This is a genomic window from Virgibacillus natechei, assembly GCF_026013645.1.
Lineage (GTDB): Bacteria > Bacillota > Bacilli > Bacillales > Amphibacillaceae > Virgibacillus_L > Virgibacillus_L natechei.
In genome coordinates this window covers 1,914,759-1,938,232 of record NZ_CP110224.1, presented here as the reverse complement: position 1 = coordinate 1,938,232, position 23,474 = coordinate 1,914,759, and the positions used below count along the sequence as shown (strand labels likewise).

The window sequence follows — 23,474 nt, the reverse complement described above, 5'->3', positions numbered from 1 at the left end:
TTGCCATATCAACTGGGGAAGGTGCTTTTTGATACTGCCGGTTCAATCATCTTGAAAAGAAGGGACTTACATAATGATTAAGTATATCTTACTTGATAGGGTTTTTTTAACTTGCTTATTTTTGATTAATTTATTTGGTACGATTTATGGATTTATGTGGTACGAGAGTCAGTTGGCTATCACTCCAGCCATTTTTGTTCTTTTTGTTCCAGATAGCCCGACAGCAACTTTGTTTTTCACTATCTTTTTATTCTTTTTTATATTTAAAAAGCATGTACCTTATATTGAAGCCCTTGCTATTATGACTTTATTTAAATACGGAGTATGGGCTGTCGTTATGAATCTTTTGACACTCGTGGTTGAGGGGACGCTTAGCTGGCAGGGATATATGCTAATGGCTTCACACGGTGCTATGGCTTTGCAAGGGTTACTATATGCTCCGTTCTATAGAATTAAATTAAGACATATTACTATAGCAGCGATTTGGGTATTACATAATGATATTATAGACTATGTTTTTGGAATGATGCCAATATACTCCTCCTTAACTCAATATATGAACGAAATTGGCTATTTTACATTTTGGCTCAGTATTTTATCAATCTTTATAACATATAAGCTTACACTTAAACCTGAAGAGAAAATGAAACTATAGATTGGTTATATATGATCAGCTCACAGCATATAGTAGTGGATAGAATGTATGTGAGGTGATCTCTATGGTAAATGAGAAAAGGATATATATCCTAAAGTTTTTGATACTAACCGTAGGGATTGTTATACAATTACTTTATACAGGCTCTCTTGATACAAGTTCAGCCGCAACCGAATTTGGGGAATCTGTTAAAGATAATTCGAAACAGATTTCATTTTATTGGATAGCTGGAGTAATTGCTGGATGTATTGTAATTACATTATCCTATGTTAGTTATAGAAAATACAAGGGTGAAAAGAAAAAGCAATTAGAGAAAGAAAAAAATCAGGACAAATCAGTTGACTGATAAGCTAATTTTGACTAAAATTGACCTTAAGAAACAATTTTAAATGATGGAGGAATGAACATGTTTGGAGGACTTGGTGGGTTTATTATTTATATAGCCCTATTGATGATTATCCCATTATGGGCGCAATCAAAAGTAAAAAACACGTATAAAACTTATTCGAAAAAAGCAACATCGTCCTCAATGTCAGGAGCGGAGGTTGCTCGAAAAATTCTAAATGATAATGGGCTTTTTGACGTGAATATAGAGGAGACCAAAGGCAAACTTAGTGACCATTATGATCCAAGGAAAAAAGTGGTTAGACTTTCGAGTGATAATTATCATGGTATGTCGATGGCTTCTTCAGCAATTGCGGCACATGAAGTTGGACACGCTATCCAGGATGCAGAGGAATATGCTTTTTTGAAATTCAGAAGTGCATTGGTTCCAGCAGCAAGTTTTGGTTCTAATATTTCATTCTTTTTCATTTTTGCCGGTATCATTTTTGGTATGGGAGAAATGCTACTACTTGGTATTATCTTTATGTCAGCAGCCGTATTGTTTCAATTGGTTACACTACCGGTTGAGTTCAATGCCTCTAATAGAGCGATGGGACAATTAGTCGCATCAGGTGTTATACGGAATAACGAAGAACGACCAACGAAAAAAGTGTTAAATGCTGCTGCATTAACTTATGTCGCTGCTGCATTAGTAGCTGTAGCGGAGTTAGTTAGATTTATCATGATGTATGTAGCGAGTAACGATTAATAACAAGGGGTGACAACAATTTGTCATCCCTTTTGTCTGTTTAATTTCCAATCGTTCTGGTTTGGTTCTCGCATTTATCAATCATTGATTGGATTTTTATTCTCATCTAAAGTAAAACCCTCACCAACCACATCATGTACGGTGCCTACAGCTACAAATGCATGTGGATCACACTCATTAATTATATTTTTCAAATGAACAATTTCGTTTCTTGCGACAACACAATACAACACTTCCCGTTTTTCTTTTGAGAAGCTCCCACTGCCGTTGAGTACAGTTACCCCGCGATTCATATCCTTTAAAATTTGGTTTGCTATTTCATCACTATAAGTTGAGATTATTGTTGCTCCTCTCGCTGAATATGCTCCTTCCTGAATAAAATCAATTAGTCTGGCTGCAATATAAACTGCCACTAATGTATACATACCTTCTATCAAATCTAAAATAACAAACACAGAGGTTGTAATGACCAGAAAATCAAAAAGAAACATTGTTCGCCCCATACTCCAACCAACGAATTTGTTGACGAGCCTTGCTATTATATCCACACCGCCAGTTGTTCCCCCATAACGAAATATGATACCAAGACCTACACCGATAAACACACCTGCAAAAAGGGCTGCTAATGTCATATCAGATTGTAAATACATAGGGAATGGATTAATTTGAAAGATAATTAAAAACAGGGATACTGCAACTGTTCCAATAATCGTATAAATGAAAGTTGTCCGCCCGAGGTATTTCCAGCCAATGAAAAATAAAGGGATGTTTAGTAAAATATTTGTTATAGCTGGATCCCATCCCCATAAGAAATAAAACAATAACGTAATTCCGGTGAACCCTCCTTCACCGAGGTTATTCTGCATATTGAAATGAACAATGCCAAAAGAAAAAATAGCTGCACCTAAAAGAATAAAAAATGTATTTTTAAATTTTAATCCATTTAGCATTTATGAACCCTCCTTGTAATTTCTATAAAATTTCTTTTTTCTATTTGGCTCTTTTTTCGTAAATATTACTGCTTTTAAATCTTCGTAGTTGATATAAAAGACGACGTATGCGCTGGGTTGTTTTCCGCTGCGGACCGTTGCTTTCCGCGGGCACGGCTTCAGCCTCCTCGAGAAGCCCACTCTGCGGGGTCTTCAGACTCGTGCTGGGACTGCGCGTAAATGCTCGCCCCACCGAAAACCCTTGTTCCCGCAGGAGTCAACGGTCCTCCGCTCCAATCAACCATCACAAATCTGCTAGTATTTGTTTGAATAATAAGCATAAAACTTTCCTATTTGCATAAGTGCAATTAAAGCATTCAGCGAAAGGCTTGTACTCCAGAGCATAAGGGGTTCTAACAAAGCAAAGAACGCTTTCTAAAAATCCCTTTAACGAATGCCAGTTTTCTAAAAAGTTACAAAGAACAATACCAGCGGCGGAAATACACGAAGACTCCGGCGGGGGGATAGGCATAGGTGAGACTCTGAAGTGCTTTAGCATGAAGAGGCTTACCAGCCGCCCGCGGAAAGCGTAGTGTATTTCCAGAGCGGCGGTAAATTAAGTCGCAATTTATAAAACATGTGTCAAAAACAAGAATCTTTTAGAAAACAGCCTTCTATTTTTATATACGTTGTTATTAGGATGCCACCGTAGATTGCGTTGGCCTTACACTACCACTTTCCCGCAGAAAGGCTACGTGTATTCGGACTGTTAGTCAAATGTTTTAGCATATTTAGCAAGCGCCAAGCTTTATAGTAAAACCAATGCCTGCACGTATGCCATATGAACGTTTTACACTTGCTTAGCTGTTAAAAACAACAATCTTATAGAGAATCCTGAACTAGTTATTGCTATTTAAAATAAATAATTTGTCAAAATGAAGCCTATTAGCTAACATAATAGTAGAATAGACATAATAAAGGGGTTTTACTATCAATACACCTATATATAACACAAATCAAATTCAAAAACGAGTTGATGATTATATCTCGCAGTATAAAGAAGGATATTTTTCCCCATTAAGTTTAATGGCCAGGTTATCGGAAGAAGTTGGAGAACTGGCACGCGAGGTAAATCATCATCATGGAGAAAAGCCAAAAAAAACAACAGAAAAAGAAAAAACGATCGAAGAAGAACTGGGAGATATACTATTTGTTCTCTCTTGTTTTGCTAACTCATTAGAAATTGATATGTCTGAAGCTTTTGATATTGCAATAAATAAAATAGAAACAAGGGATAAAGATCGTTGGACATATAAAGATTAAACTATTATATTGATAACATTAGGAGGCTTATACAACAATGAATACTAAAATAGTCGTAGCTGGCCCAAGAGGCAAAATGGGCGCTGAAGCAATTAAGATGATCACAAATGAACCAGATTTTCAGTTAGTTGCCTGTATTGACCGTAAAACAGCGGAAAATGGTGTAGATGCTCATTCTCATCTAAATGTACCTAGCTTTGAGGATGCAGAAGAATGTTTTACCGAAATAGAAACAGATATATTTGTCGACCTAACTGTACCAGATGTTGGATATGTACATACAAAGGCTGCATTAGAACAAAATATTCGCCCTGTAATTGGAACGACGGGCTTTACAGATGAACAATTAAATGAACTATCAACCTTGGCATGGGAAAAGAAAATTGGTTGTATTATAGCTCCGAATTTTGCGATTGGAGCAGTCCTTATGATGAAATTCTCTAAAATGGCTGCGAAATACTTTTCAGACGTTGATATTATTGAAAAGCATCATGATAATAAATTAGATGCTCCTTCAGGTTCTGCGATTAAAACAGCGGAACTTATTAAAGATAGAAGAACTTCCAAAAAACAAGGACATCCAAATGAAAAGGAAGTCTTACCAGGCGCGAGGGGAGCTGATTTTGATGGAATGAAAATTCACAGTGTACGACTGCCTGGACTTGTTGCACATCAAGAAGTGTTGTTTGGTAGTCCTGGCCAAACTTTATCGATTAAACATGATTCTTATAATCGAGATTCGTTTATGGAAGGAATTAAACTTTCAATAAAAGAAGTTCAAAATTTAGAGGAGCTCGTCTATGGATTGGAAAATATCTTGTAAGGCTTGAAGTCACAAAGAAAAAGGAAACTGTTTATGAAGAAAATAGGAATCACATGCTACCCTACTGTTGGTGGTTCGGGCGTTATTGCTACAGAACTTGGTATGCTCCTGGCAGAACAGGGAAACGAAATACACTTTATTACATCCAGTTTACCTTTTCGGTTAAATCAGATTTATCCCAAAATTTATTTTCATGAGGTAGAACTGAACCATTATCCAGTCTTTCAACATCCACCATATGACCTTGCATTGGCTTCAAAAATGGCGGAAGTAATTGACCGTGAGAAGCTTGATATACTTCATGTTCATTATGCCATGCCACATGCTATTTCTGCTATATTAGCAAGAGATATCGCAGAACATGATGTTAAAATTGTAACTACATTGCATGGAACGGATATTACTGTGTTAGGAATTGATCATACGTTTAAAAAGATGATTAAGTATGGTATAGAACAATCTGATGCAGTAACTGCTGTTTCCAAAAGTTTAGTAAACCAAACAAAAGATAGGCTGGAAGTTAATAAAGACATTTCTGTTATATATAATTTTGTAAACGAACAGGAATATTTCAAAAAAGAAATGCCTTTCATTAAACAGCAATATGGCATTAACCCAGATGAAAAAGTAATCATTCATATATCTAATTTTCGGAAAGTAAAACGCACAGAAGACGTTATCCAAACCTTTTATATGATTAACAAACAGATCAATAGCAAACTGCTTTTGGTTGGAGACGGACCAGATTATTCTGCAGCTAATGAATTGGTTAACAAACTCGGAATTGCTAATCGTGTTCTTTTTCTAGGCAAACAAAAAAATATTAGTGATTTACTATCTATAGCTGACTTAAAATTACTATTATCGGAAAAGGAAAGCTTTGGGTTGGTGCTACTTGAAGCAATGGCTTGTGAAGTACCGTGTATTGGTACGAATGTTGGTGGTATCCCGGAAGTAATCACACATAATGAAACAGGCTATATTGTTGAACTCGGTGATAGGAATAAGGCAGCGAAATATGCGGTTCATTTATTAAGTGATGCTGATTTATTGAGAAAATTCTCGCGAAATGCATTAGCGCATGCCGAAAATTATTTTCATTCTGAGAAAATAGTTAATCAATATTCAACCCTATATGATAAGGTACTAATGAATCAAAATTAGAATTTGAAATATGGTGATAATAATGCTTACGGAACCTTTTCAAATAGCACGTCCTATTATTGATAAAATAGAAAAATGTAATCATCAAGCTTTTTTTGTTGGTGGATGTGTTCGTGATCTCTTATTAGAACGTCCAATTGGAGATATTGATATCGCAACATCCGCACAACCAAATCTTATTCAACAAATTTTTGAAAAGGTTATTCCTGTTGGCATCAAACATGGAACCGTCATTGTGCGCCATCAGCACCAATCCTATGAAATAACAACATTTAGAGTAGATGGAGATTACACGGATCAACGTCATCCAGATTTCGTGCAATTCACAAATACAATCCATGAAGATTTAAAACGGAGAGATTTTACAATCAATGCATTGGCTATGGATAAGTATGGTAAGACCATCGACTTATTTGATGGTAAAGCTGATCTAGAAGATAAGCTTATTCGAACAGTAGGTAATGGGTATGAACGATTCGCAGAAGACCCATTACGTATTGTTCGGGCACTTCGATTTTCTAGTCAATTAGGTTTTGATATCCATCACCAGACATTGAATGACATGAAAAAGGTAAAAGAAGCTATTGAAACCCTCGCAATGGAGCGAATAGTAAATGAATTTACAAAACTATTTGCTGGTAGATACCTTGCTAATGGAATTTCATACTTAAAAGCTACAGAAGTATATAAACATCTTCCAATTATGGTAGAATATCCATATATTATTCATTCACTTCCCAAATCCTTAACACCGTTATATTCCTTTGGTGAAGTTATCGCGTTATTTCATATTGTTGAACCACGCGCAAGTGTTGAAAATTGGATAACTAGTTGGAAATGTTCCAATAAGATGAAAAATGAAGCTAATCAATTGGTTTATTCTTTTCACTACTTTAAGAAGCACGGACTCGATCAATGGTTGGTTTATCAACTATCCTCTAGTTACTATAATGGTTTTATTAGGTTAATTAAGACATTTCAACCAGATTATTCATTAATGCATGAGGATTTATATCAAATCGATCAAAACCTTACGATCCAATCAAAAAAAGATCTGGAAATTAATGGGAATGAAATTGTAGATCTATTTCCTGATGCGAAAAGAGGCCCTTGGATACAACGAACACTCAACATAATAGAGAAAGAAGTTGTGATAGGGGGGCTCAAAAATATAAAATTTGAATTAAAGGAGTGGATAAAATGGAATCCACCCGAAATAAACTAATCAAAATATTAGCAGGCAATCAAGACAAATATATATCAGGACAACTTTTATCAGAAAGGTTAAACATATCCCGCAACGCCGTATGGAAACATATGAAAGAGTTAGAAAAAGATGGGTACGTAATTGTAGGAAAATCTAATAAAGGTTACAAGATTACGAATACTCCTAATAAGCTTAGTGAGAACACGATTCAATGGGGGTTAAACACACAATGGCTTGGTAGAACAATTATACATAAAGAAACAACTGCCTCTACTCAGATCATTGCGCATCAAGCTGCTCAGGACAATGCTAAACATGGTACAATCATTATTGCTGACGAACAGACGAAGGGCAGAGGAAGAATGGATCGCACATGGCACTCTGCACAGAATAAGGGTATTTGGCTCAGTATTATTCTTCGACCTGCAATATTACCGTACCTTGCACCGCAATTAACTTTATTAACTGCAACTGTGCTAGCAGAAACAATCCGTTCATATACGAATACGGAGCCTCTGATTAAGTGGCCAAATGATATTTTATTAAACAACAAAAAAACAGCAGGAATTCTAACAGAAATGCAGGCAGAGCAAGATCAAATTCAATATGTTGTAATTGGAATCGGCGTAAATGTTAATCAAACATATAATGAGTTGCCCCAGGATGTAAATTTAAATGCAACTTCCTTACAAATCGAAACGAATAAAGATTGGTCGATTAAAAATATTATCCAAGACCTATTAGTTACTTTTGAAAAATCTTATGAAACCTATATGAAAAATGGTTTTTCTGAAGTGAAGCAGAAATGGGAAAATAGCGGGTTCAAAATTGGAGAAAACATTCTAATCAAAACGTCAAGAGACCAATGGGAAGCAGCGTTTTTAGGAATTGCTGAAGATGGGGCATTAATTTATAAAGGTATTGATAAAGAAGAGAAAAGGCTATATTCTGGAGAAATTGAATGGTTTCAAGGAGGGGAAATGGATTATGTTAAATAGATTGGATTTGCAGAAAATGAAAGAAAACGATGAAAAGATTACGATGATTACTGCATATGATTATCCTTCAGCAAAAGCAGCAGAAGAGTCAGAAATTGATATGATACTGGTTGGCGACTCCTTAGGTATGGTTGTCTTAGGATATGAATCTACAGTTCAAGTAACAGTTAATGATATGATCCACCATGGAAAGGCGGTAAAACGAGGGGCACCAAATACGTATACTGTTGTGGATATGCCTTTTATGTCCTATCATGTTTCTTTGGAAGAATCGTTAATAAACGCCCGAGAAATTTTTCAGAAAACGGATGCGCAAGCACTAAAATTAGAGGGTGCTTCTGAAGAAATCTTGCTGTTAACAAAGCGGCTCACTGAAGCAGGGATTCCAGTTGTTGGACATTTAGGTTTAACACCTCAAACAGTCAACGTCTTAGGTGGTTTTAAAGTTCAAGGAAAAGATAAAGAAACAGCTAAAAAGCTTCTTGAAGATGCTGAGAAACTCGCTGAGCATGGAGCCGTTTCATTAGTATTGGAATGCGTTCCGAAAGAGCTAGCCGAAATTGTTACAGAGAATACACCCATCCCGATAATTGGGATTGGTGCTGGGGTTTATTGTGATGGACAAGTATTGGTTTATCACGATATATTAAAATATGGTGTCGACCGTTTACCTAAATTTGTTAAACCCTATGGAGATTTTAACACGCAAGGGGTAGAGGCGATTAAAGGCTATGTATCCGATGTAAAAAAAGGTTTGTTCCCATTAGATCAACATTCATTTTTAACTAAAAATAAAGATTTGTTACCAAAAAGTTAAAGTAGGGATTCGTATGAAAGTTATTCGATCAGTTGAAGAAATGCAATATCAATGCCGCGAGTTAATTAAACAGGATAAACAAATAGGTTTTGTGGCTACAATGGGTTTCCTTCATGAAGGACATTTAAACTTAATGGAACATGCAAAAGAAGAAAACGATATTGTAGTTGCAAGTATTTTTGTTAACCCGCTACAATTTGGTCCAAATGAAGATTATGAACAATATCCACGGAATGAAGAAAAGGATTTACTGCTTGCAGAAGAGATTGGTGTAGATATTTTATTTATTCCTACAGCGCATGAAATGTATCCAAGTAAAATGCTTATTGCTTTGTCTACCGTGGAACGGGCTGATGTCATGTGTGGACGCTCCCGTCCTAACCATTTTGAAGGTGTAATTACGGTATTAACTAAATTATTTAACATTATACAACCAAGTAAAACTTATTTCGGACTTAAGGATGCACAACAGGTTGCAGTAGTTGATGCACTTATTACTTCTTTAAATTTTCCAATTAAACTAATTGGAATACAGACAACAAGAGAACAGGATGGTGTAGCACAAAGCAGCCGAAATGTTCATTTAAACCGTCATGAGCGAGAAGAAGCTGTGTGGATATATAAAGCATTGCAAAAAGGACAGCAATTAGTAGTTGACGATGAAAAAAATCCTGCTATCATTGTTAAAGAGGTTATGAATACGATTAATGATAAGACAAGTGCTAGAATTGATTATGTCGAAATTCTAAGCTATCCACAGCTTAAACCTATTACTGTAATAGATGAACAGGTAATACTTGCAGTAGCCGTAAATTTTGAAAATACCAGATTAATCGATAACCTTCTATTAGATAAAAATGGTAAATTAGTGAGTCAGTTTAAGTAAGGAGGGGAACCTTATGTTTCGTACCATGATGAAAGCGAAGATTCATCGTGCACGAGTGACAGAAGCCAATTTAAATTATGTTGGAAGTGTGACAGTGGACGAATCAATATTGGAGCAAGTTGACATTTTGCCACACGAAAAAGTACAAATTGTAAATAATAATAATGGAGCTCGACTAGAAACATATATAATCCCTGGAGAAAAAGGATCTGGAATTATATGTTTGAATGGAGCTGCTGCGAGGCTTGTACAAAAAGGTGACACCGTAATAATTGTCTCCTATGCAATTGTCAGTAATGAAGAGTTAACATCATATAAACCAAAAGTTGCCATTATGAATGATAATAATGAAATCGAGCAACTTATTGAGCAAGAACCTCCATTAACAGAGATGTAGGTAGATGTAAAACTCTTATCAAAAATATATGGTAAGGGTTTTATTTTTAAGGTGGTACAAGAAAGTTAGGTGGAAGCATGAATAAATATGTCGTAATTGACCTTGAAACTACCGGAAATTCCCCGGTAAAGGATGATAAAATCATCGAAGTAGGTGTTGTTGTAATTGAAGACAATAAAATAACCGATCGTTACTCCACCTTGCTTAACCCAAATAAGGCCATCCCTCCATTTATTTCTAACTTAACGGGAATTTTCGATGAAGATATTGCTGATGCTCCGACTTTTGAAGAAAAAGCAGAAGAAATAACAAATATATTTAACGGCGGATACTTAATAGCTCATAATGTTCCGTTTGACTTAGGTTTTTTAAATCAAGAACTTGCTAATAATGAAATGATCCAGCTGACGAATCCAGTTTTGGATACGGTTGAACTTGCGCGAATCTTGTATCCAAAATCACCGAGTTTTAAATTGGAGCAGTTAACGGAATACTTGGATATTTATCATGATGATCCTCACCGGGCCTTATCTGATGCTTATGTAACTGCAAAGTTATTTATAAAACTCAAGGAGAAGCTGGAATCCTTGCCATATGAAACAATTGACCATTTATTAACACTTGAAACTATGTTTAAATCTGATTTAAGGGAGTTATTAGTTGAAAGGCATAGGCAATTGGCGTTTTCGACAGATGAAAATGATGAAATTGTTTCTTACAGAGGACTTGCATTTAAAAAAACAGAAAATAATACAGTATCCGATGATGTACAGATAAGTTCTTATGGTGACTATTTGGATGATATTTATGAAATGAATGGCAGCATGCAACAGTATATGGAAAAGTACGAAAAACGAGATGGACAGCGTGAAATGTCAGAAACGGTTTTTGATGCATTTCAATCGCATAATCACACTTTAATTGAAGCAGAAACAGGAACAGGAAAATCGCTGGCATATTTAATTCCTGCTATTTATGAAGCCGTTAAAACAAAAAAACGGATTGTGATCAGCAGCTATACGACGCAATTACAATCACAATTATTGGAAAATGAGATTCCGCTAATTCGTAAATTAATTGACTTCCCATTCAAAGCAAGTTTATTAAAGGGAAAAAATCATTATATTAGTCTTGAAAAGCTAGAGCGAGAGTTAGCTACGGATCAACAGAATAATTATGATATTGCTCTTACAAAAGCAATGATACTTGTTTGGCTAACAGAAACGGATACTGGAGATATTGACGAAATTCAGTTACCATCCAGTGGTTATTTATTTTATAAAAAAATATCAGCTGAAACAGAAGGCTATGTCGATCCATCTTCACCTTGGTTTACAAGGTCTTATTATCAAAAAGCACGTCAAAAAGCACAGCAAGCAGATATTATCATTACGAATCACGCCTTGCTATGTACGGATATGTTTAATGGTTATCAATTCTTACCCAGATATGACAAAGTTATCATAGACGAAGCCCATCATTTGGAAGAAACTGCTTCACATCATTATGGATTAAAATTAGATTATATCAGTTTGCAATACACATTCAATCAACTTGGAATGACAGATGAATCTAAGATATTCAGTAAGTTACTGCAAAAATATACTTTTAATCAAGATGATTTGCCCTTGAAAAAATGGGATGATATATTTTTAAAAGCTAAATATGAAATTGATGATTTATTCCGAACCTTATATCAATATGTTTTGGATCAGCAAAAAAACAATAAATCAATTAGTGATATCGGGAGAACGCAATACCGTTTTGAAGATGAACGCGAAGAACCACAAAAATGGAACACCATAAAAGAGATGGCAACAAGATTAACTTTTTTTATAAGAGATCTAATCCATATACTTACAATAGTTGAACAATATCTTGATAAAAAACAGGTTCTTGAAAAATATGATGATGATGAAATAAAAGGAAGTATGCAGATTCTCCAGTCATTCAATGATCAAATCGAACAATTATTCTTAATAGACAATTCAATACCTCAGGTAAAATGGATTGAAATTGATACACATGGGGCTAAAAATGCTGTTTATCTTTATAGTGAACCTACAGACATCTCTACACTATTAGCGGACGATTTCTTTGATAAAAAGGAAAGTGTTATCTTAACTAGCGCTACTTTAACAATGAAAAATTCTTTTTCCTTTATCCAAAACAGACTCGGTTTGCCAACAGACCGATTGTTTACAAAGAAAATCACGTCACCCTTTTCTTATCAGGATCAAGTACAGCTCATGATCCCAGATGATTTTCCAGATATTAAGGAAGGAAATTTGGATGAATTTATTTATGCAACATGTGAAGCCATCATTTCTTTAGCTGAAATAACAGATGGAAGAATGCTTGTCTTATTTACATCATATGACATGTTAAGAAAAACACATACATTACTAAAAGAAACCATAGATGTAAATAAATATGTGCTTATTGCTCAAGGTATATCAAGTGGAAGTCGTAGTAGACTAAAGAAAAACTTTCAAACCTTTGACCAGGCCATATTATTTGGAACTAGCTCGTTCTGGGAAGGCGTTGATATACCTGGAGATGATCTATCTTGTTTAATGATTGTTCGGCTTCCATTTCAACCACCAAATCATCCGGTTTATGAAGCAAAATCAAATTATTTAAAAGAAGAAGGAAGAAATGCGTTTTTTGAGTTAGCATTACCAAATGCAGTTATCCGGTTTAAGCAAGGATTTGGAAGATTAATCCGATCAACTAGTGACCGAGGAATTGTATTTGTTTGTGATGCACGAATCACCAAAGCTCGTTATGGTAAGTATTTTATTCAATCCATTCCGGATGTACCAATAACAATTGATTCTACACATAAATTAATGAATAAAGCAGGTGATTGGTTTTAAAAAAGATATACTGATGCTAATCACACACATCAGTATATTATAGTATGGTATGGGTAGGAAAATTTTGTTGAATTAAAGGAAAACAAAACATAATCTCAGCATGGGCTGTTATACTATATATGCTTTCCTTTAATTGAAATCAACCTTCCTTATGAGTAGTATCTGTAAGCTAACTTTAACTATGAATTACAAAATTTGATAATAGAAGAAGCTTTTATTAATGGTTGGAAGAAGATGGATAACCAAACAAGTAATAAGCTAATAATTGGGTGAGAATAATGAAATATAAGCAACAAAATTTTAGTTATACGGGGCGTCGCGGAAAAATATTTTGGATTTTCCTTATACTTCTAATTCTGCTTGTTTCCTGTTTTATATATGTTATTTTTTTATACCTTGACATACAAGAAAGTAAAACAGCTGGATTTGAGGAAACAGAAAGACAAATCATACAAGCTACTTCCATTACAGAAATAGAGAAAATTGAACAATTTAACGGTGCTGAAGCATACCATGTTATATTTGGGAAGAACGAAGATAATGAAGAGAAAATTATCTTTTATCCCTTAGAAGGTAATGAAAAGACACTAACTACTGTTGAAAAAAATGAAATAGTACTTGCAGAAACTATAAAAAGCGGCTGGAGCGAACAATGTACCGGTTGTGAGTTCATTAATATAGTACCAGCGATGGTTGATGATGAGCCATTATGGGAATTAGCATATAATGATGACTCAAACCGATATATATTAGATTATTTATCCATGTACGACGGATCACGTTATGAACAATATCGTTTTAATCGGATGTTTAATTAGACATAGAGAGGTGACTTTATAAATGCAATTAGCAAACAGAGTAAAAACGTTAACACCATCATCAACATTAGCAATTTCCGCAAAGGCAAAAGAATTAAAGCAGCAAGGGCATGATGTTATAGGTCTAGGTGTTGGGGAACCCGATTTTAATACACCTGATTATATTCTTGAGTCCGCAAAGAAAGCAATGGATAATGGAATGACCAAATACACACCAGCTGGTGGCATCCCAGAGCTTAAACAGGCTATTGTACGTAAGTGTAAAGATGATAACGACCTAGAATATTCAACAGACCAAATAATTGTAACAACAGGAGCTAAACACGCTTTATATACTTTGTTTCAAGTCTTGTTAAATGAGGGAGATGAAGTAATTGTTCCCGCACCTTATTGGGTCAGTTATCCAGAACAAATCAAATTGGCTGGTGGACAACCAGTTTTCCTAAATGCTGAAGAAGCAAATGACTTTAAGTTAACTCCAGAAGAACTTGAAAATGCAATCACGGATAAAACAAAAGCCGTTATTATTAATTCACCAAGTAATCCTACTGGAATGATGTATAATAAAGAAGAATTAGAAAAACTAGGAGAAATTTGCTTAAAGCATAATATTGTAATTGTTTCAGATGAAATTTATGAAAAATTAATCTATACCAATGATGAGCATGTTTCGATAGGGGCCTTGTCTAATGAATTAAAAGAACAAACTATCTTAATCAATGGAGTATCCAAATCTCACGCAATGACTGGTTGGAGAATTGGGTATGCTGCTGGACCAACTTATATTATTAAAGCAATGTCAAATCTGGCTTCCCATTCGACATCTAATCCTACATCTATTGCACAATACGCAGCTTTGGCTGCATATGAAAGTAAAGAAGATTCGGAAGCGATGAAACAAACATTTAAGGAAAGACTGGACGCAATGTATGAGTTAATCGTGGCTATACCTGGGATCTCATGTGTTAAGCCAAAAGGAGCATTTTATTTATTTCCGAACGTAGAAGAAGCAGTAGCCATGAACGGCTTTGATAACACAGATGATTGGGTGACAGCATTACTTGAAGAAGAGAAGGTTGCACTAGTACCTGGTTCTGGATTTGGTTCACCAAACAATGTAAGGTTGTCCTATGCTTTATCAATTGATACATTAGAAGAAGCAGCCAAACGTATAAAAAGATTTGTAACAAGTCATCAAGCATAGTTTTACGGAGGTCATACATTTGAAAATAACAATTTCACAAGCACCTAATTATAATGAAGAAACAGTAACGATTGGAGCATGGCTTGCCAATAAACGATCAAGTGGAAAAATCGCATTTTTGCAGTTACGTGATGGAACAGGGTTTATGCAAGGTGTAGTAGCAAAAAGCGATGTTAGCGAAGAAGCATTTCAACTTGCTAAAAGTATGCCACAGGAATCTTCCATGTACATAACCGGGAAGATCGTGGAGGATGCAAGGTCCCCTTTTGGATATGAAATGCAGGTTAGTAATATTGAATTGATACATGAAGCAATAGACTACCCTATAACACCAAAAGAACATGGTACTGAATTCTTAATGGATCATCGCCATTTATGGTTACGATCCAAAAGACAACATGCTATTATGAAAATTCGAAATGAAATTATTCGAGCAACCTATCAATTTTTCAATGATGGTGGGTATGTGAAAATTGATCCACCAATCTTAACAGGATCATCTGCAGAGGGAACTACTGAATTATTCCATACTCAATATTTCGATGAAGAAGCTTACTTATCACAAAGTGGTCAATTATATATGGAAGCTGCTGCAATGGCGTTTGGCAAGGTATTCTCTTTTGGCCCGACATTTCGTGCAGAAAAATCGAAAACACGCAGACACTTAATTGAATTTTGGATGATTGAACCAGAAATGGCTTTTATTGATCATGAAGAAAGCTTAGAAATACAAGAGCAATATGTGAGTTTTATTGCACAATCCGTACTGGATAACTGTAAATTGGAATTAAATGTGCTGGAACGTGATACATCGAAATTAGAAAAAATCAAGGCACCTTTCGCTAGAATTTCATATGATGATGCTGTTGTCTTACTGCAAGAAAAAGGCTTTACTGATATTAAATGGGGCGAAGATTTTGGCGCTCCTCATGAAACGGCTATTGCTGAAGCCTATGACAAACCAGTATTTATTATAAATTACCCAGCCGAAATTAAAGCATTCTACATGAAACCAGACCCAGAAAGATCTGATGTTGTATTGTGTGCAGATCTTATTGCTCCAGAAGGTTATGGAGAAATTATTGGCGGATCGCAGCGTATTGATGATTTAAGCTTGATGGAAGAACGATACCAGCAGCATGATTTAACAGGTCCAGCTTACCAATGGTATCTGGAACTACGTCAATATGGTAGTGTTCCACATTCAGGATTTGGTCTCGGATTAGAAAGAACGGTTGCATGGTTGTCCGGTGTGGACCATATTAGAGAGACTATTCCATTCCCAAGATTATTAAACCGTTTATATCCATAAGTAATTCCAAAGTATAAGTTAGAATCCCTTGCAATTTTCAGGCAAGGGATTTTAAATTGTAAGTAACTATTCATTCGTGTCCACTTACTTACAGATTAGAAGTATGTTGAACAATTCAATGATATATTCATGCTATACTATAATTGAGGTGCTACTTGTTATGACAAAATCCATTTCATTACAACCAATATTGTTAAATCAATTACCAATACCGATCAAATTGCTAACCACCTATACATCGTTAGGGCTAAATGAAAAGGAATTAATGATCTTATTGCAATTACATCGGTTTTTACAAGAAAATAATGATTTTCCAACACCGTATGAAATTTCATCTTATTTAACAATTGATGAGAAAGAATGTGCCAATTTATTACGTAAGCTTATTCAGAAAAATTTACTGTCTATTAATCAACATAAAAATGAAGAAAATCAATTAAGTGAAGCATATTCCTTAGACCCTCTCTGGGAAAAGATCTATTCAACTAATGAAAAACCGCAAAACGAACAAACGGACGGAACTATATTTATTTTATTTGAACAAGAATTCGGCAGACCGCTCTCGCCATTTGAAATTGAAACCATCAATGCATGGCTGGATGAAGATGAAATAGCTCCATCATTAATCAAAGCAGGCTTGAGAGAATCTGTTCTAATGGGCAAACTTAATTTTAAGTATATCGATCGCATACTCAGAGATTGGAAGAAAAAAGGAATTCATTCAGTGGAAGAAGCACGCAATGCCAGTAGAGATTTCCATAATAAACAAACTAGTAAACAAGAAAATACGAAGAAAAGAGATACTTCATTTTATTATAACTGGTTAGAAGGGGAAGACTAGGATATGCTGAATAAGAAACAAATAAGATATTGTCTAGATGCAATGGCGGAAATGTTTCCACATGCCAAAGCTGAATTAAATCACAAAAATCCATTTGAATTAATAATTGCCGTATTATTGTCTGCACAATGTACAGATGTACTTGTTAACAGAGTGACTGAAGAATTATTTAAAAAGTATAAAACTCCAAGTGACTACCTATCTGTATCCATTGAAGAGCTACAGCAAGATATCAGATCAATTGGTTTATATCGCAATAAAGCAAAAAACATCCAAAAACTTTGCCAGGTTTTAATTTCTGAATATGACAGCAAAGTACCATGTACAAAAACGGAACTAATGAAGCTTGCTGGGGTTGGCCGAAAGACTGCCAATGTAGTAGCTTCGGTTGCTTTTAATGAGCCTGCAATAGCGGTTGATACCCATGTAGAACGCATCTCTAAACGTCTAGGGATTTGCCGCTGGAAAGACTCTGTGCTAGAAGTTGAAGAAACATTAATGCGTAAAGTCCCCAAAAATGAATGGAGTGAAACACATCATCGGATGATTTTCTTTGGAAGATATCATTGCAAAGCTAAGACCCCCAATTGTCCAGCGTGTCCATTACTTGAAATTTGCAGAGAAGGGCAGAAGCGCATGAAAAAAGAAACGGTATGATAAAAAAGAGGTAAACTACCTAATTTCATGGGAGTTTACCTCTTTTTCGTTATGCATTAATCATCTTCACCGTTATCATCGTTTTCGTTTTCTTCTTCTTGTTCTTCCTCTTCCGGTTCTTGCTCATCTTGTTCTTCTACCTCTTCGTCTTGCTCTTCTTCCTCTCCTTGTTCTTCTTCCGGTTCTTGCTCTTCTTCTACCTCTTCTTCAGGAACTGTAATTTCTGTGCTTTGTGTATCTCCTCTGACACCTTCATTATCTCCGTTTTGTCCAACTGGAGTAACATTTATGGTGTATGTTTCACCAGGAGTAGCACCACTAATTTCTATGCCATTCGAATCGACAGTTTGTGTTTCTCCATTTACGTCTACTTCAAATGATGCAGGCGGTCCGTCATATTGCCACGAAACATCAATAAGTGAATCACCTTCATTGTAAGATGCACTCAACCCATTAACTGACGGAATACCCTCTTCTTCCTCATCATCTTCTCCAGGCACTGTTACTGCTGTTGACACAGGGTCACTCGTGCTTCCACTATCTTCATTACTTAATGCCACAACTTGAATTTCATATTCCGTACCAGACTCAACATCTGAAATTTCGATTGATGTGTCGTCAGTAGAGGATAGGCCTTGCATTTGTCCACCATCTTGACTTGCACTTACTTCGAATGAAACATCCGTATCGGTATCGTAATCCCATTCTACTGTTATTGAATTAGAATCCTCGTCATATTCAGCATGGAGACCACTTACGGAATCAAGTTGATCAAATCGCTCAGACGTACTACTTGGCTCCGTACCACTCACAAATAACTCCGTAATAATTTCTGAGGAAGGGGTGTAATCACTAGGTAATACCGCAGGATTTGAGCCCCTTTCTACATCAACTTCCACAACAGAACTAGGTCTTGTAAAATCTGCTGTTTCTATATCATTTGATATCTCTGTCATTGTCTCCCTAAATAGTGCATGAGGGATTTGGGTATCTTCTATTCCTCTATCATATTCATCATACCCAGTCCAAGCAGATATCGTGTAATTGGTTGTGTAACCACTGAACCAAGAATCAGCTGCCCCTTCAATTCCATCTCTATTTGTTGTTCCAGTCTTACCAGCAACCGGCATTCCTTGGATATTGGCATTTGTACCTGTACCTTCACTAATTGCTGTTTTTAACATATCTGAAATCATATATGCTGTATAATCTGACATAGCAGCTTCAGGCTCAGGTTGTAAATCAATCGATCGACCATCCGCAAATTCTACGCTTGTAACGGCGTAAGGCTCATTATATATCCCTTCATTACCAAATGCGCGAAACGCTCCAGCTAACTGAAGAGGACTGACTCCAGTTTCTGTTCCCCCAATGGCATCACGAATTCCAATATTATCATCGGCAAAGTTAATACCTAATCCCTCAGCAAAAGTTTGAGCATTTTCATAACCTGTTTCTTCCAATACTTTTACAGCTGGGACATTTAATGATCGACTTAAAGCATCACGTGCCGATACCCAACCAGCGTAGGAGCGATTGTAGTTTCTTATTGGATCTGTTCCTTGAACTTCGTACGGTTGATCATCATTTATTTGCTGATAAGTAGAAATTTGATCATGTTCAATAGCAGGACCATATGAAACTATAGGTTTGATTGTAGAACCAGGTTGACGATTTAAGTCGGTAGCGTAATTAAACCCATCCAATCCTTGATTATTTCTGCTTCCGCCAATTGCCCGAATCGCACCATTATTCGTATCTAAAACCGCCATACTGGCTTGCATTTCCTCATCGTAGTAAGGTATAGGGTTTTCTTCACTATCTGTTAATAGAAACTCTACATGTTCCTGTATACTAGGGTCTAATGTTGTATGAATTTCTAGTCCGTCTGTATAAATATCTGCACCATCAACTTTCTCCTCAACTTCGTCTCTAACTTGCTGCAGAAAGGCTTCATAATGTGTGGGTTCAGGATCGGTTGGATTTAATAGTTCAGTGATATCAACTCCCCTAGCTTCATCAGCCTCTTCTTGAGAAATCTTGTCATGTCTCACCATTAATGTTAGTACAGTATCCATTCTTCCCTCGGTCAACTCTGGGCTTTCATATGGATTATAAGCAGTAGGACGTTGTGGTAACCCAGCTAAAATTGCGGCTTCTGGTAATGTAAGTTCCTCCAAATCCGTTTTATCAAAATAAACTTCGGATGCTTTTCCTACTCCATAAGCCCTGCTTCCATAAAAAATTTTATTTAAATACATTTCCATAATTTCTTCTTTTGAATATTCACGTTCCAGCTGTAATGCAAGCCATTGCTCCTGAACTTTTATACTCAAATCTTTATCAGGTGTTAAAAATGATTGCTCAACTACTTGCTGGGTTATAGTACTCGCGCCCTCTGAGCCAAAACCACCTCTAATATTAGCAATTATAGCTCCACCAATTCGTCTTAAATCAATCCCGGAATGCTCAAAGAATCGTGCATCTTCTGTAGCGACAACTGCATCAATTAACACTTGAGGAAACTCATCATACTCAACTCTTGTACGCTGTTCAGATCCTAAATCAGCAAATTCATTCCCATCCTGATCGTAAATTATCGATGAAAAAGGTATTGCTAATTCGGATGCATCCAGTTCCGGTGCTGTTGCAATCCAATACGTGAATACTCCACCTACACCAATTCCAATTGCTAATATAACAAGAAGTACAGTTAGGAGTATTTTTTTCCAAACTGGTTTCTTTTTTGATTTTTTTTGTTTTCTTCTTGCTGTACGAGATTGGCTATTATCTGCCATAACTCCATACCTCCGTCTCTAAAAGTATAGCTTATCTATAATTGCTAGGTAATCAACTCTTGCTTGATATTGAAATGGGATAAGATATCCTTCTTGCTTTATTATTTCATAAGGTATTGATTTTCTACCTCCATTTAATTTTTCCTTCCAGTATGAAATCAGTTTCTCAGCTTGTATGAAGTATGTTTCATCATATGCTGCAAAACGAATGATTAAGAAGCAGATTCCACCATTTTCGATGATTAATTCCATATGCTTTATTTGATGATCATGAATATTTGCTAATGGAAACAACGTTTTATTTTTAGTTTCTTTCGCCTCAAAATCAATGTGCTTATGGCGATATAGGCCATTATAATCGGTGGTTGAAGCTTGTTTAAAATATCCTTCTGTAATAACAGCTGCGCTTCTTTTCGGGTAATGAACGTTTACAATTTGTATTGGTGTTGGTTTCTTATGAATAACTGCTTTATTGATAGCTAAATAATAGTTATTCGTTGTATTTATATCATCTTCTAGTGTCATTCCCCGGTTGCTGAAACTTTTATTTGTTTTATCAGACGTTTTTCTTACTGTTGGTTTCTTTTTACCATTTGGATAATTCATCAAACAACCCCCTACAGTACATTATCATATCAAAAAACAACTATAAAAGCATAGAACAGAGCATAAATGCAGCTAGTTAAACAAAGACTAGGGGAAAAGTAGGTCTATCCATGTATAATGAACAAAAAGAACAGTCTTATATACATTATATAACAAATTGCACAAGAGCGCATAATATTGACAATATATCTCGAACAAAAGCCTATCAAAATTTTTTCGTTGATTTTCCTGAGATAAAGTGGGCCTTTGTTGCCAGTATGGTATCAAGAAATGCAGGATGGAATATGACTGATTTACATTTGCCTCCATTTCAAAAAATACTAAGCGATAAAGAACGAAGTCGCTTATTTATGACGTACGAGAGAGCAAACTGGTTGATATTTTCAGATGCATATCCACAACTGCTTGTTTATAAACTTTCACTATCCTCCAAAAAGCCAATGTTTTACCTATTAAAGGAATATAATGCGTCTCAATTCATGATAAACGAGTGGTATCATTTTTGGAAGAGCAATAACCAAGAGAGACTAATGATAGCACTTATAATAAATGAACAAAATGTTATCCAAACTCCCGTGATTAAACAACCCTTTTTCAAGCATCACGTCTTTCATAAATTTCCATACCTTTTACAGGATTCCTTATTTATGAATGCGGTTATCTTACCAACACGATCTCCCAAATTATATGGAGCTTTTGTACATGACTTCACAAATGTAACAAAACGCATTGAATTAGGAAAGAAAATTGCTGGAATAATATATTCTCCTAACATTTTCCCAACGCTGATAGAATTCGCATTGACGAATGAGCATACCGGGTCGCGTATTGATTATGAAATTTATTTGAACATGACGTTGCCAAAGAGTCCAATGTTACGCTTACTTTACCCTGTGATTTCTCATCAAGATATAATTCGTAATGATTGGTCTAAATCAAGGGGTGTGAAAAAGAAATGGTTACAACACCATAACGCTTCCACAAAAAAAAGTGATATAGGGTCAGCCTTCTACAAAAAAAGAAATATGCTGTACGCTTATTATCATCTGAAAAATATAGTTACCTCCGTTTAACGAACAACCCATATAGAATCGGAAGGAAGTTTTACTTTATGTAGAAAAAGGATTTGTTCCAATCCACAAACCCTTTTTCTTTGTTCATCATTAAATTGAAGGTCTATTTGGTCCATCTAATTTTTTATCACCAGTTTTTAGTGATTTTGATTGTTTATTACCAGGTTTTTTAGGGTCTGGTTTTTTATGTTTCATTTTTAAAACCTCCTTTATATATTAGTGTGTCTAATTTCGTAAAAAAGATAAGTAATAACACTAGTTTTGTATCCTTACTACTAGTTTTGTCGAACAGGAAGGAGAGTCTCATATTTCAGCCGAATATGTTAATAATTCAAAAGAATGAGGGTGAGGACTATGTCACTAGCGGTTAGAAAATTTGAACGTACAAAACGTTGTGATGGTGCTAAAAAAAAGGATTTTGAAGATTCGATGCAACGAATTACGGATCAAGTTCGTTGGATTGATCAAAAGCTTACAATGAAAGTAGACAAGAAAATATCACAAGGCTTTCAAAACAACCAACAGGAAATAAGCAACACAAAATCTTTAATCAAAAAGATGTCAACCTTATCTAAAAATGATACAGTATAAAAAGAATGTATAAATTAGTAGTAAGGGCGGTTTTAATATGGATCTAAAAAATCAAACAGTGGAACTAAAGCAACACCTAAACCGTTTAAAGGACAAGTATGAAAATGATGAACCTCCAGAGAATAAAAAGGATAGACAGTTTTTTTTAAAGGTGAAAGAAGAATCAACACCTATTTATGAACTTTTAGCTAAATGGGAAGAGGATTCCCTGCAAATTGTTAAAGAAAGAAAAATCAATGTCCATCCACAACAAATAACTTCAACCAGAGAAAATATGGAATTACTTTTAATGCATAGCTTTTATATTGATGTAAAACGGAAACGGTTTATGGAACTTAACAATTCCATCGCCTATATTTTTGATCAATTATTAAGAGAAATGAACTAAAGGTGAGGTGAAACC

At 35.4% G+C, this 23,474-nt stretch carries 24 protein-coding genes; 20 read left to right on the top strand and 4 right to left on the bottom strand.

Annotated features, from left to right (window positions below):
* The first annotated feature begins 73 nt into the window (after nucleotides 1-73).
* The 3 genes from OLD84_RS10130 (at nucleotide 74) to OLD84_RS10120 (ending at nucleotide 1,748) form a co-directional block, all read left to right on the top strand.
* The gene (locus OLD84_RS10130; protein ID WP_209462787.1) at nucleotides 74-655 is read left to right on the top strand and encodes a lipoprotein heptaprenylglyceryl N-acetyltransferase LhaT; all 582 of its coding nucleotides are present in this window, start codon (nucleotides 74-76) and stop codon (nucleotides 653-655) included.
* Nucleotides 656-719: 64 nt separating this feature from the next.
* On the top strand, nucleotides 720-1,001 hold the full coding sequence (locus OLD84_RS10125; RefSeq protein ID WP_209462786.1) for a sporulation protein YpjB: 282 nt from the start codon (nucleotides 720-722) through the stop codon (nucleotides 999-1,001).
* A 60-nt stretch (nucleotides 1,002-1,061) separates the two neighbouring features.
* Nucleotides 1,062-1,748 (top strand): zinc metallopeptidase, encoded by a 687-nt coding sequence (locus tag OLD84_RS10120; RefSeq protein WP_209462785.1) that lies wholly within the window; start codon nucleotides 1,062-1,064, stop codon nucleotides 1,746-1,748.
* A 77-nt stretch (nucleotides 1,749-1,825) separates the two neighbouring features.
* Here OLD84_RS10120 and OLD84_RS10115 read toward each other — a convergent pair whose 3' ends face one another.
* Nucleotides 1,826-2,698: a YitT family protein gene (locus OLD84_RS10115; RefSeq protein WP_209462784.1), complete on the bottom strand. Its 873-nt coding sequence runs from the start codon at nucleotides 2,696-2,698 to the stop codon at nucleotides 1,826-1,828.
* A gap of 981 nt (nucleotides 2,699-3,679) precedes the next feature.
* On the opposite strand from OLD84_RS10115, the gene OLD84_RS10110 reads away from it, so the two are divergent.
* The 14 genes from OLD84_RS10110 (at nucleotide 3,680) to nth (ending at nucleotide 18,003) form a co-directional block, all read left to right on the top strand.
* On the top strand, nucleotides 3,680-4,000 hold the full coding sequence (locus OLD84_RS10110; protein ID WP_209462926.1) for a nucleotide pyrophosphohydrolase: 321 nt from the start codon (nucleotides 3,680-3,682) through the stop codon (nucleotides 3,998-4,000).
* Nucleotides 4,001-4,037: 37 nt separating this feature from the next.
* Entirely contained in the window at nucleotides 4,038-4,823 is a 786-nt protein-coding gene (gene dapB, locus OLD84_RS10105; RefSeq protein ID WP_209462783.1) for a 4-hydroxy-tetrahydrodipicolinate reductase, read from the top strand.
* A 33-nt stretch (nucleotides 4,824-4,856) separates the two neighbouring features.
* Nucleotides 4,857-5,987: an N-acetyl-alpha-D-glucosaminyl L-malate synthase BshA gene (bshA, locus tag OLD84_RS10100; protein ID WP_209462782.1), complete on the top strand. Its 1,131-nt coding sequence runs from the start codon at nucleotides 4,857-4,859 to the stop codon at nucleotides 5,985-5,987.
* Between the two features lie 22 nt (nucleotides 5,988-6,009).
* Entirely contained in the window at nucleotides 6,010-7,212 is a 1,203-nt protein-coding gene (locus OLD84_RS10095) for a CCA tRNA nucleotidyltransferase (protein WP_209462781.1), read from the top strand.
* Nucleotides 7,188-8,192: a biotin--[acetyl-CoA-carboxylase] ligase gene (locus OLD84_RS10090; protein WP_209462780.1), complete on the top strand. Its 1,005-nt coding sequence runs from the start codon at nucleotides 7,188-7,190 to the stop codon at nucleotides 8,190-8,192. The genes OLD84_RS10095 and OLD84_RS10090 overlap by 25 nt, the downstream gene beginning before the upstream one ends.
* Nucleotides 8,182-9,009: a 3-methyl-2-oxobutanoate hydroxymethyltransferase gene (gene panB, locus OLD84_RS10085; RefSeq protein WP_209462779.1), complete on the top strand. Its 828-nt coding sequence runs from the start codon at nucleotides 8,182-8,184 to the stop codon at nucleotides 9,007-9,009. Before OLD84_RS10090 ends, panB begins: the two co-directional genes overlap by 11 nt.
* Before the next feature lie 13 nt (nucleotides 9,010-9,022).
* On the top strand, nucleotides 9,023-9,895 hold the full coding sequence (panC, locus tag OLD84_RS10080; protein ID WP_209462778.1) for a pantoate--beta-alanine ligase: 873 nt from the start codon (nucleotides 9,023-9,025) through the stop codon (nucleotides 9,893-9,895).
* A gap of 13 nt (nucleotides 9,896-9,908) precedes the next feature.
* Complete coding sequence (gene panD / locus OLD84_RS10075) at nucleotides 9,909-10,292, top strand: aspartate 1-decarboxylase (protein WP_209462777.1); 384 nt, start codon at nucleotides 9,909-9,911, stop codon at nucleotides 10,290-10,292.
* Between the two features lie 77 nt (nucleotides 10,293-10,369).
* Nucleotides 10,370-13,171 (top strand): ATP-dependent DNA helicase DinG, encoded by a 2,802-nt coding sequence (gene dinG / locus OLD84_RS10070; protein ID WP_209462776.1) that lies wholly within the window; start codon nucleotides 10,370-10,372, stop codon nucleotides 13,169-13,171.
* 278 nt (nucleotides 13,172-13,449) lie between these two features.
* Entirely contained in the window at nucleotides 13,450-13,989 is a 540-nt protein-coding gene (locus tag OLD84_RS10065) for a cell wall elongation regulator TseB-like domain-containing protein (RefSeq protein ID WP_209462775.1), read from the top strand.
* A gap of 22 nt (nucleotides 13,990-14,011) precedes the next feature.
* Nucleotides 14,012-15,193: a pyridoxal phosphate-dependent aminotransferase gene (locus OLD84_RS10060; RefSeq protein WP_209462774.1), complete on the top strand. Its 1,182-nt coding sequence runs from the start codon at nucleotides 14,012-14,014 to the stop codon at nucleotides 15,191-15,193.
* A 19-nt stretch (nucleotides 15,194-15,212) separates the two neighbouring features.
* Entirely contained in the window at nucleotides 15,213-16,505 is a 1,293-nt protein-coding gene (gene asnS / locus OLD84_RS10055; RefSeq protein WP_209462773.1) for an asparagine--tRNA ligase, read from the top strand.
* 160 nt (nucleotides 16,506-16,665) lie between these two features.
* A complete protein-coding gene (locus tag OLD84_RS10050; protein ID WP_209462772.1) occupies nucleotides 16,666-17,346 on the top strand; it encodes a DnaD domain-containing protein in 681 nt (226 codons plus the stop codon).
* Nucleotides 17,347-17,349: 3 nt separating this feature from the next.
* The gene (gene nth / locus OLD84_RS10045; protein WP_209462771.1) at nucleotides 17,350-18,003 is read left to right on the top strand and encodes an endonuclease III; all 654 of its coding nucleotides are present in this window, start codon (nucleotides 17,350-17,352) and stop codon (nucleotides 18,001-18,003) included.
* A gap of 56 nt (nucleotides 18,004-18,059) precedes the next feature.
* Here the strand turns inward: nth and OLD84_RS10040 are convergent, their stop codons facing one another.
* Both OLD84_RS10040 and recU read right to left on the bottom strand, forming a co-directional pair.
* Nucleotides 18,060-20,801, bottom strand: a complete 2,742-nt coding sequence (locus tag OLD84_RS10040; protein ID WP_209462770.1) for a PBP1A family penicillin-binding protein — start codon at nucleotides 20,799-20,801, stop codon at nucleotides 18,060-18,062.
* A gap of 18 nt (nucleotides 20,802-20,819) precedes the next feature.
* On the bottom strand, nucleotides 20,820-21,407 hold the full coding sequence (gene recU / locus OLD84_RS10035) for a Holliday junction resolvase RecU (protein WP_209462769.1): 588 nt from the start codon (nucleotides 21,405-21,407) through the stop codon (nucleotides 20,820-20,822).
* Nucleotides 21,408-21,517: 110 nt separating this feature from the next.
* On the opposite strand from recU, the gene OLD84_RS10030 reads away from it, so the two are divergent.
* Nucleotides 21,518-22,480 (top strand): DUF2515 family protein, encoded by a 963-nt coding sequence (locus OLD84_RS10030; RefSeq protein WP_209462768.1) that lies wholly within the window; start codon nucleotides 21,518-21,520, stop codon nucleotides 22,478-22,480.
* A 90-nt stretch (nucleotides 22,481-22,570) separates the two neighbouring features.
* On the opposite strand, the gene OLD84_RS10025 is transcribed toward OLD84_RS10030, so the two are convergent.
* Entirely contained in the window at nucleotides 22,571-22,675 is a 105-nt protein-coding gene (locus OLD84_RS10025; protein WP_209462767.1) for a spore protein, read from the bottom strand.
* A 159-nt stretch (nucleotides 22,676-22,834) separates the two neighbouring features.
* Here OLD84_RS10025 and OLD84_RS10020 point away from each other — a divergent pair, with 159 nt between their 5' ends.
* Nucleotides 22,835-23,071, top strand: coding sequence for a hypothetical protein (locus OLD84_RS10020; protein ID WP_209462766.1), 237 nt, complete (start codon nucleotides 22,835-22,837; stop codon nucleotides 23,069-23,071).
* A 37-nt stretch (nucleotides 23,072-23,108) separates the two neighbouring features.
* Nucleotides 23,109-23,459 (top strand): DUF1798 family protein, encoded by a 351-nt coding sequence (locus tag OLD84_RS10015; RefSeq protein ID WP_209462765.1) that lies wholly within the window; start codon nucleotides 23,109-23,111, stop codon nucleotides 23,457-23,459.
* Nucleotides 23,460-23,474 lie beyond the last annotated feature (15 nt).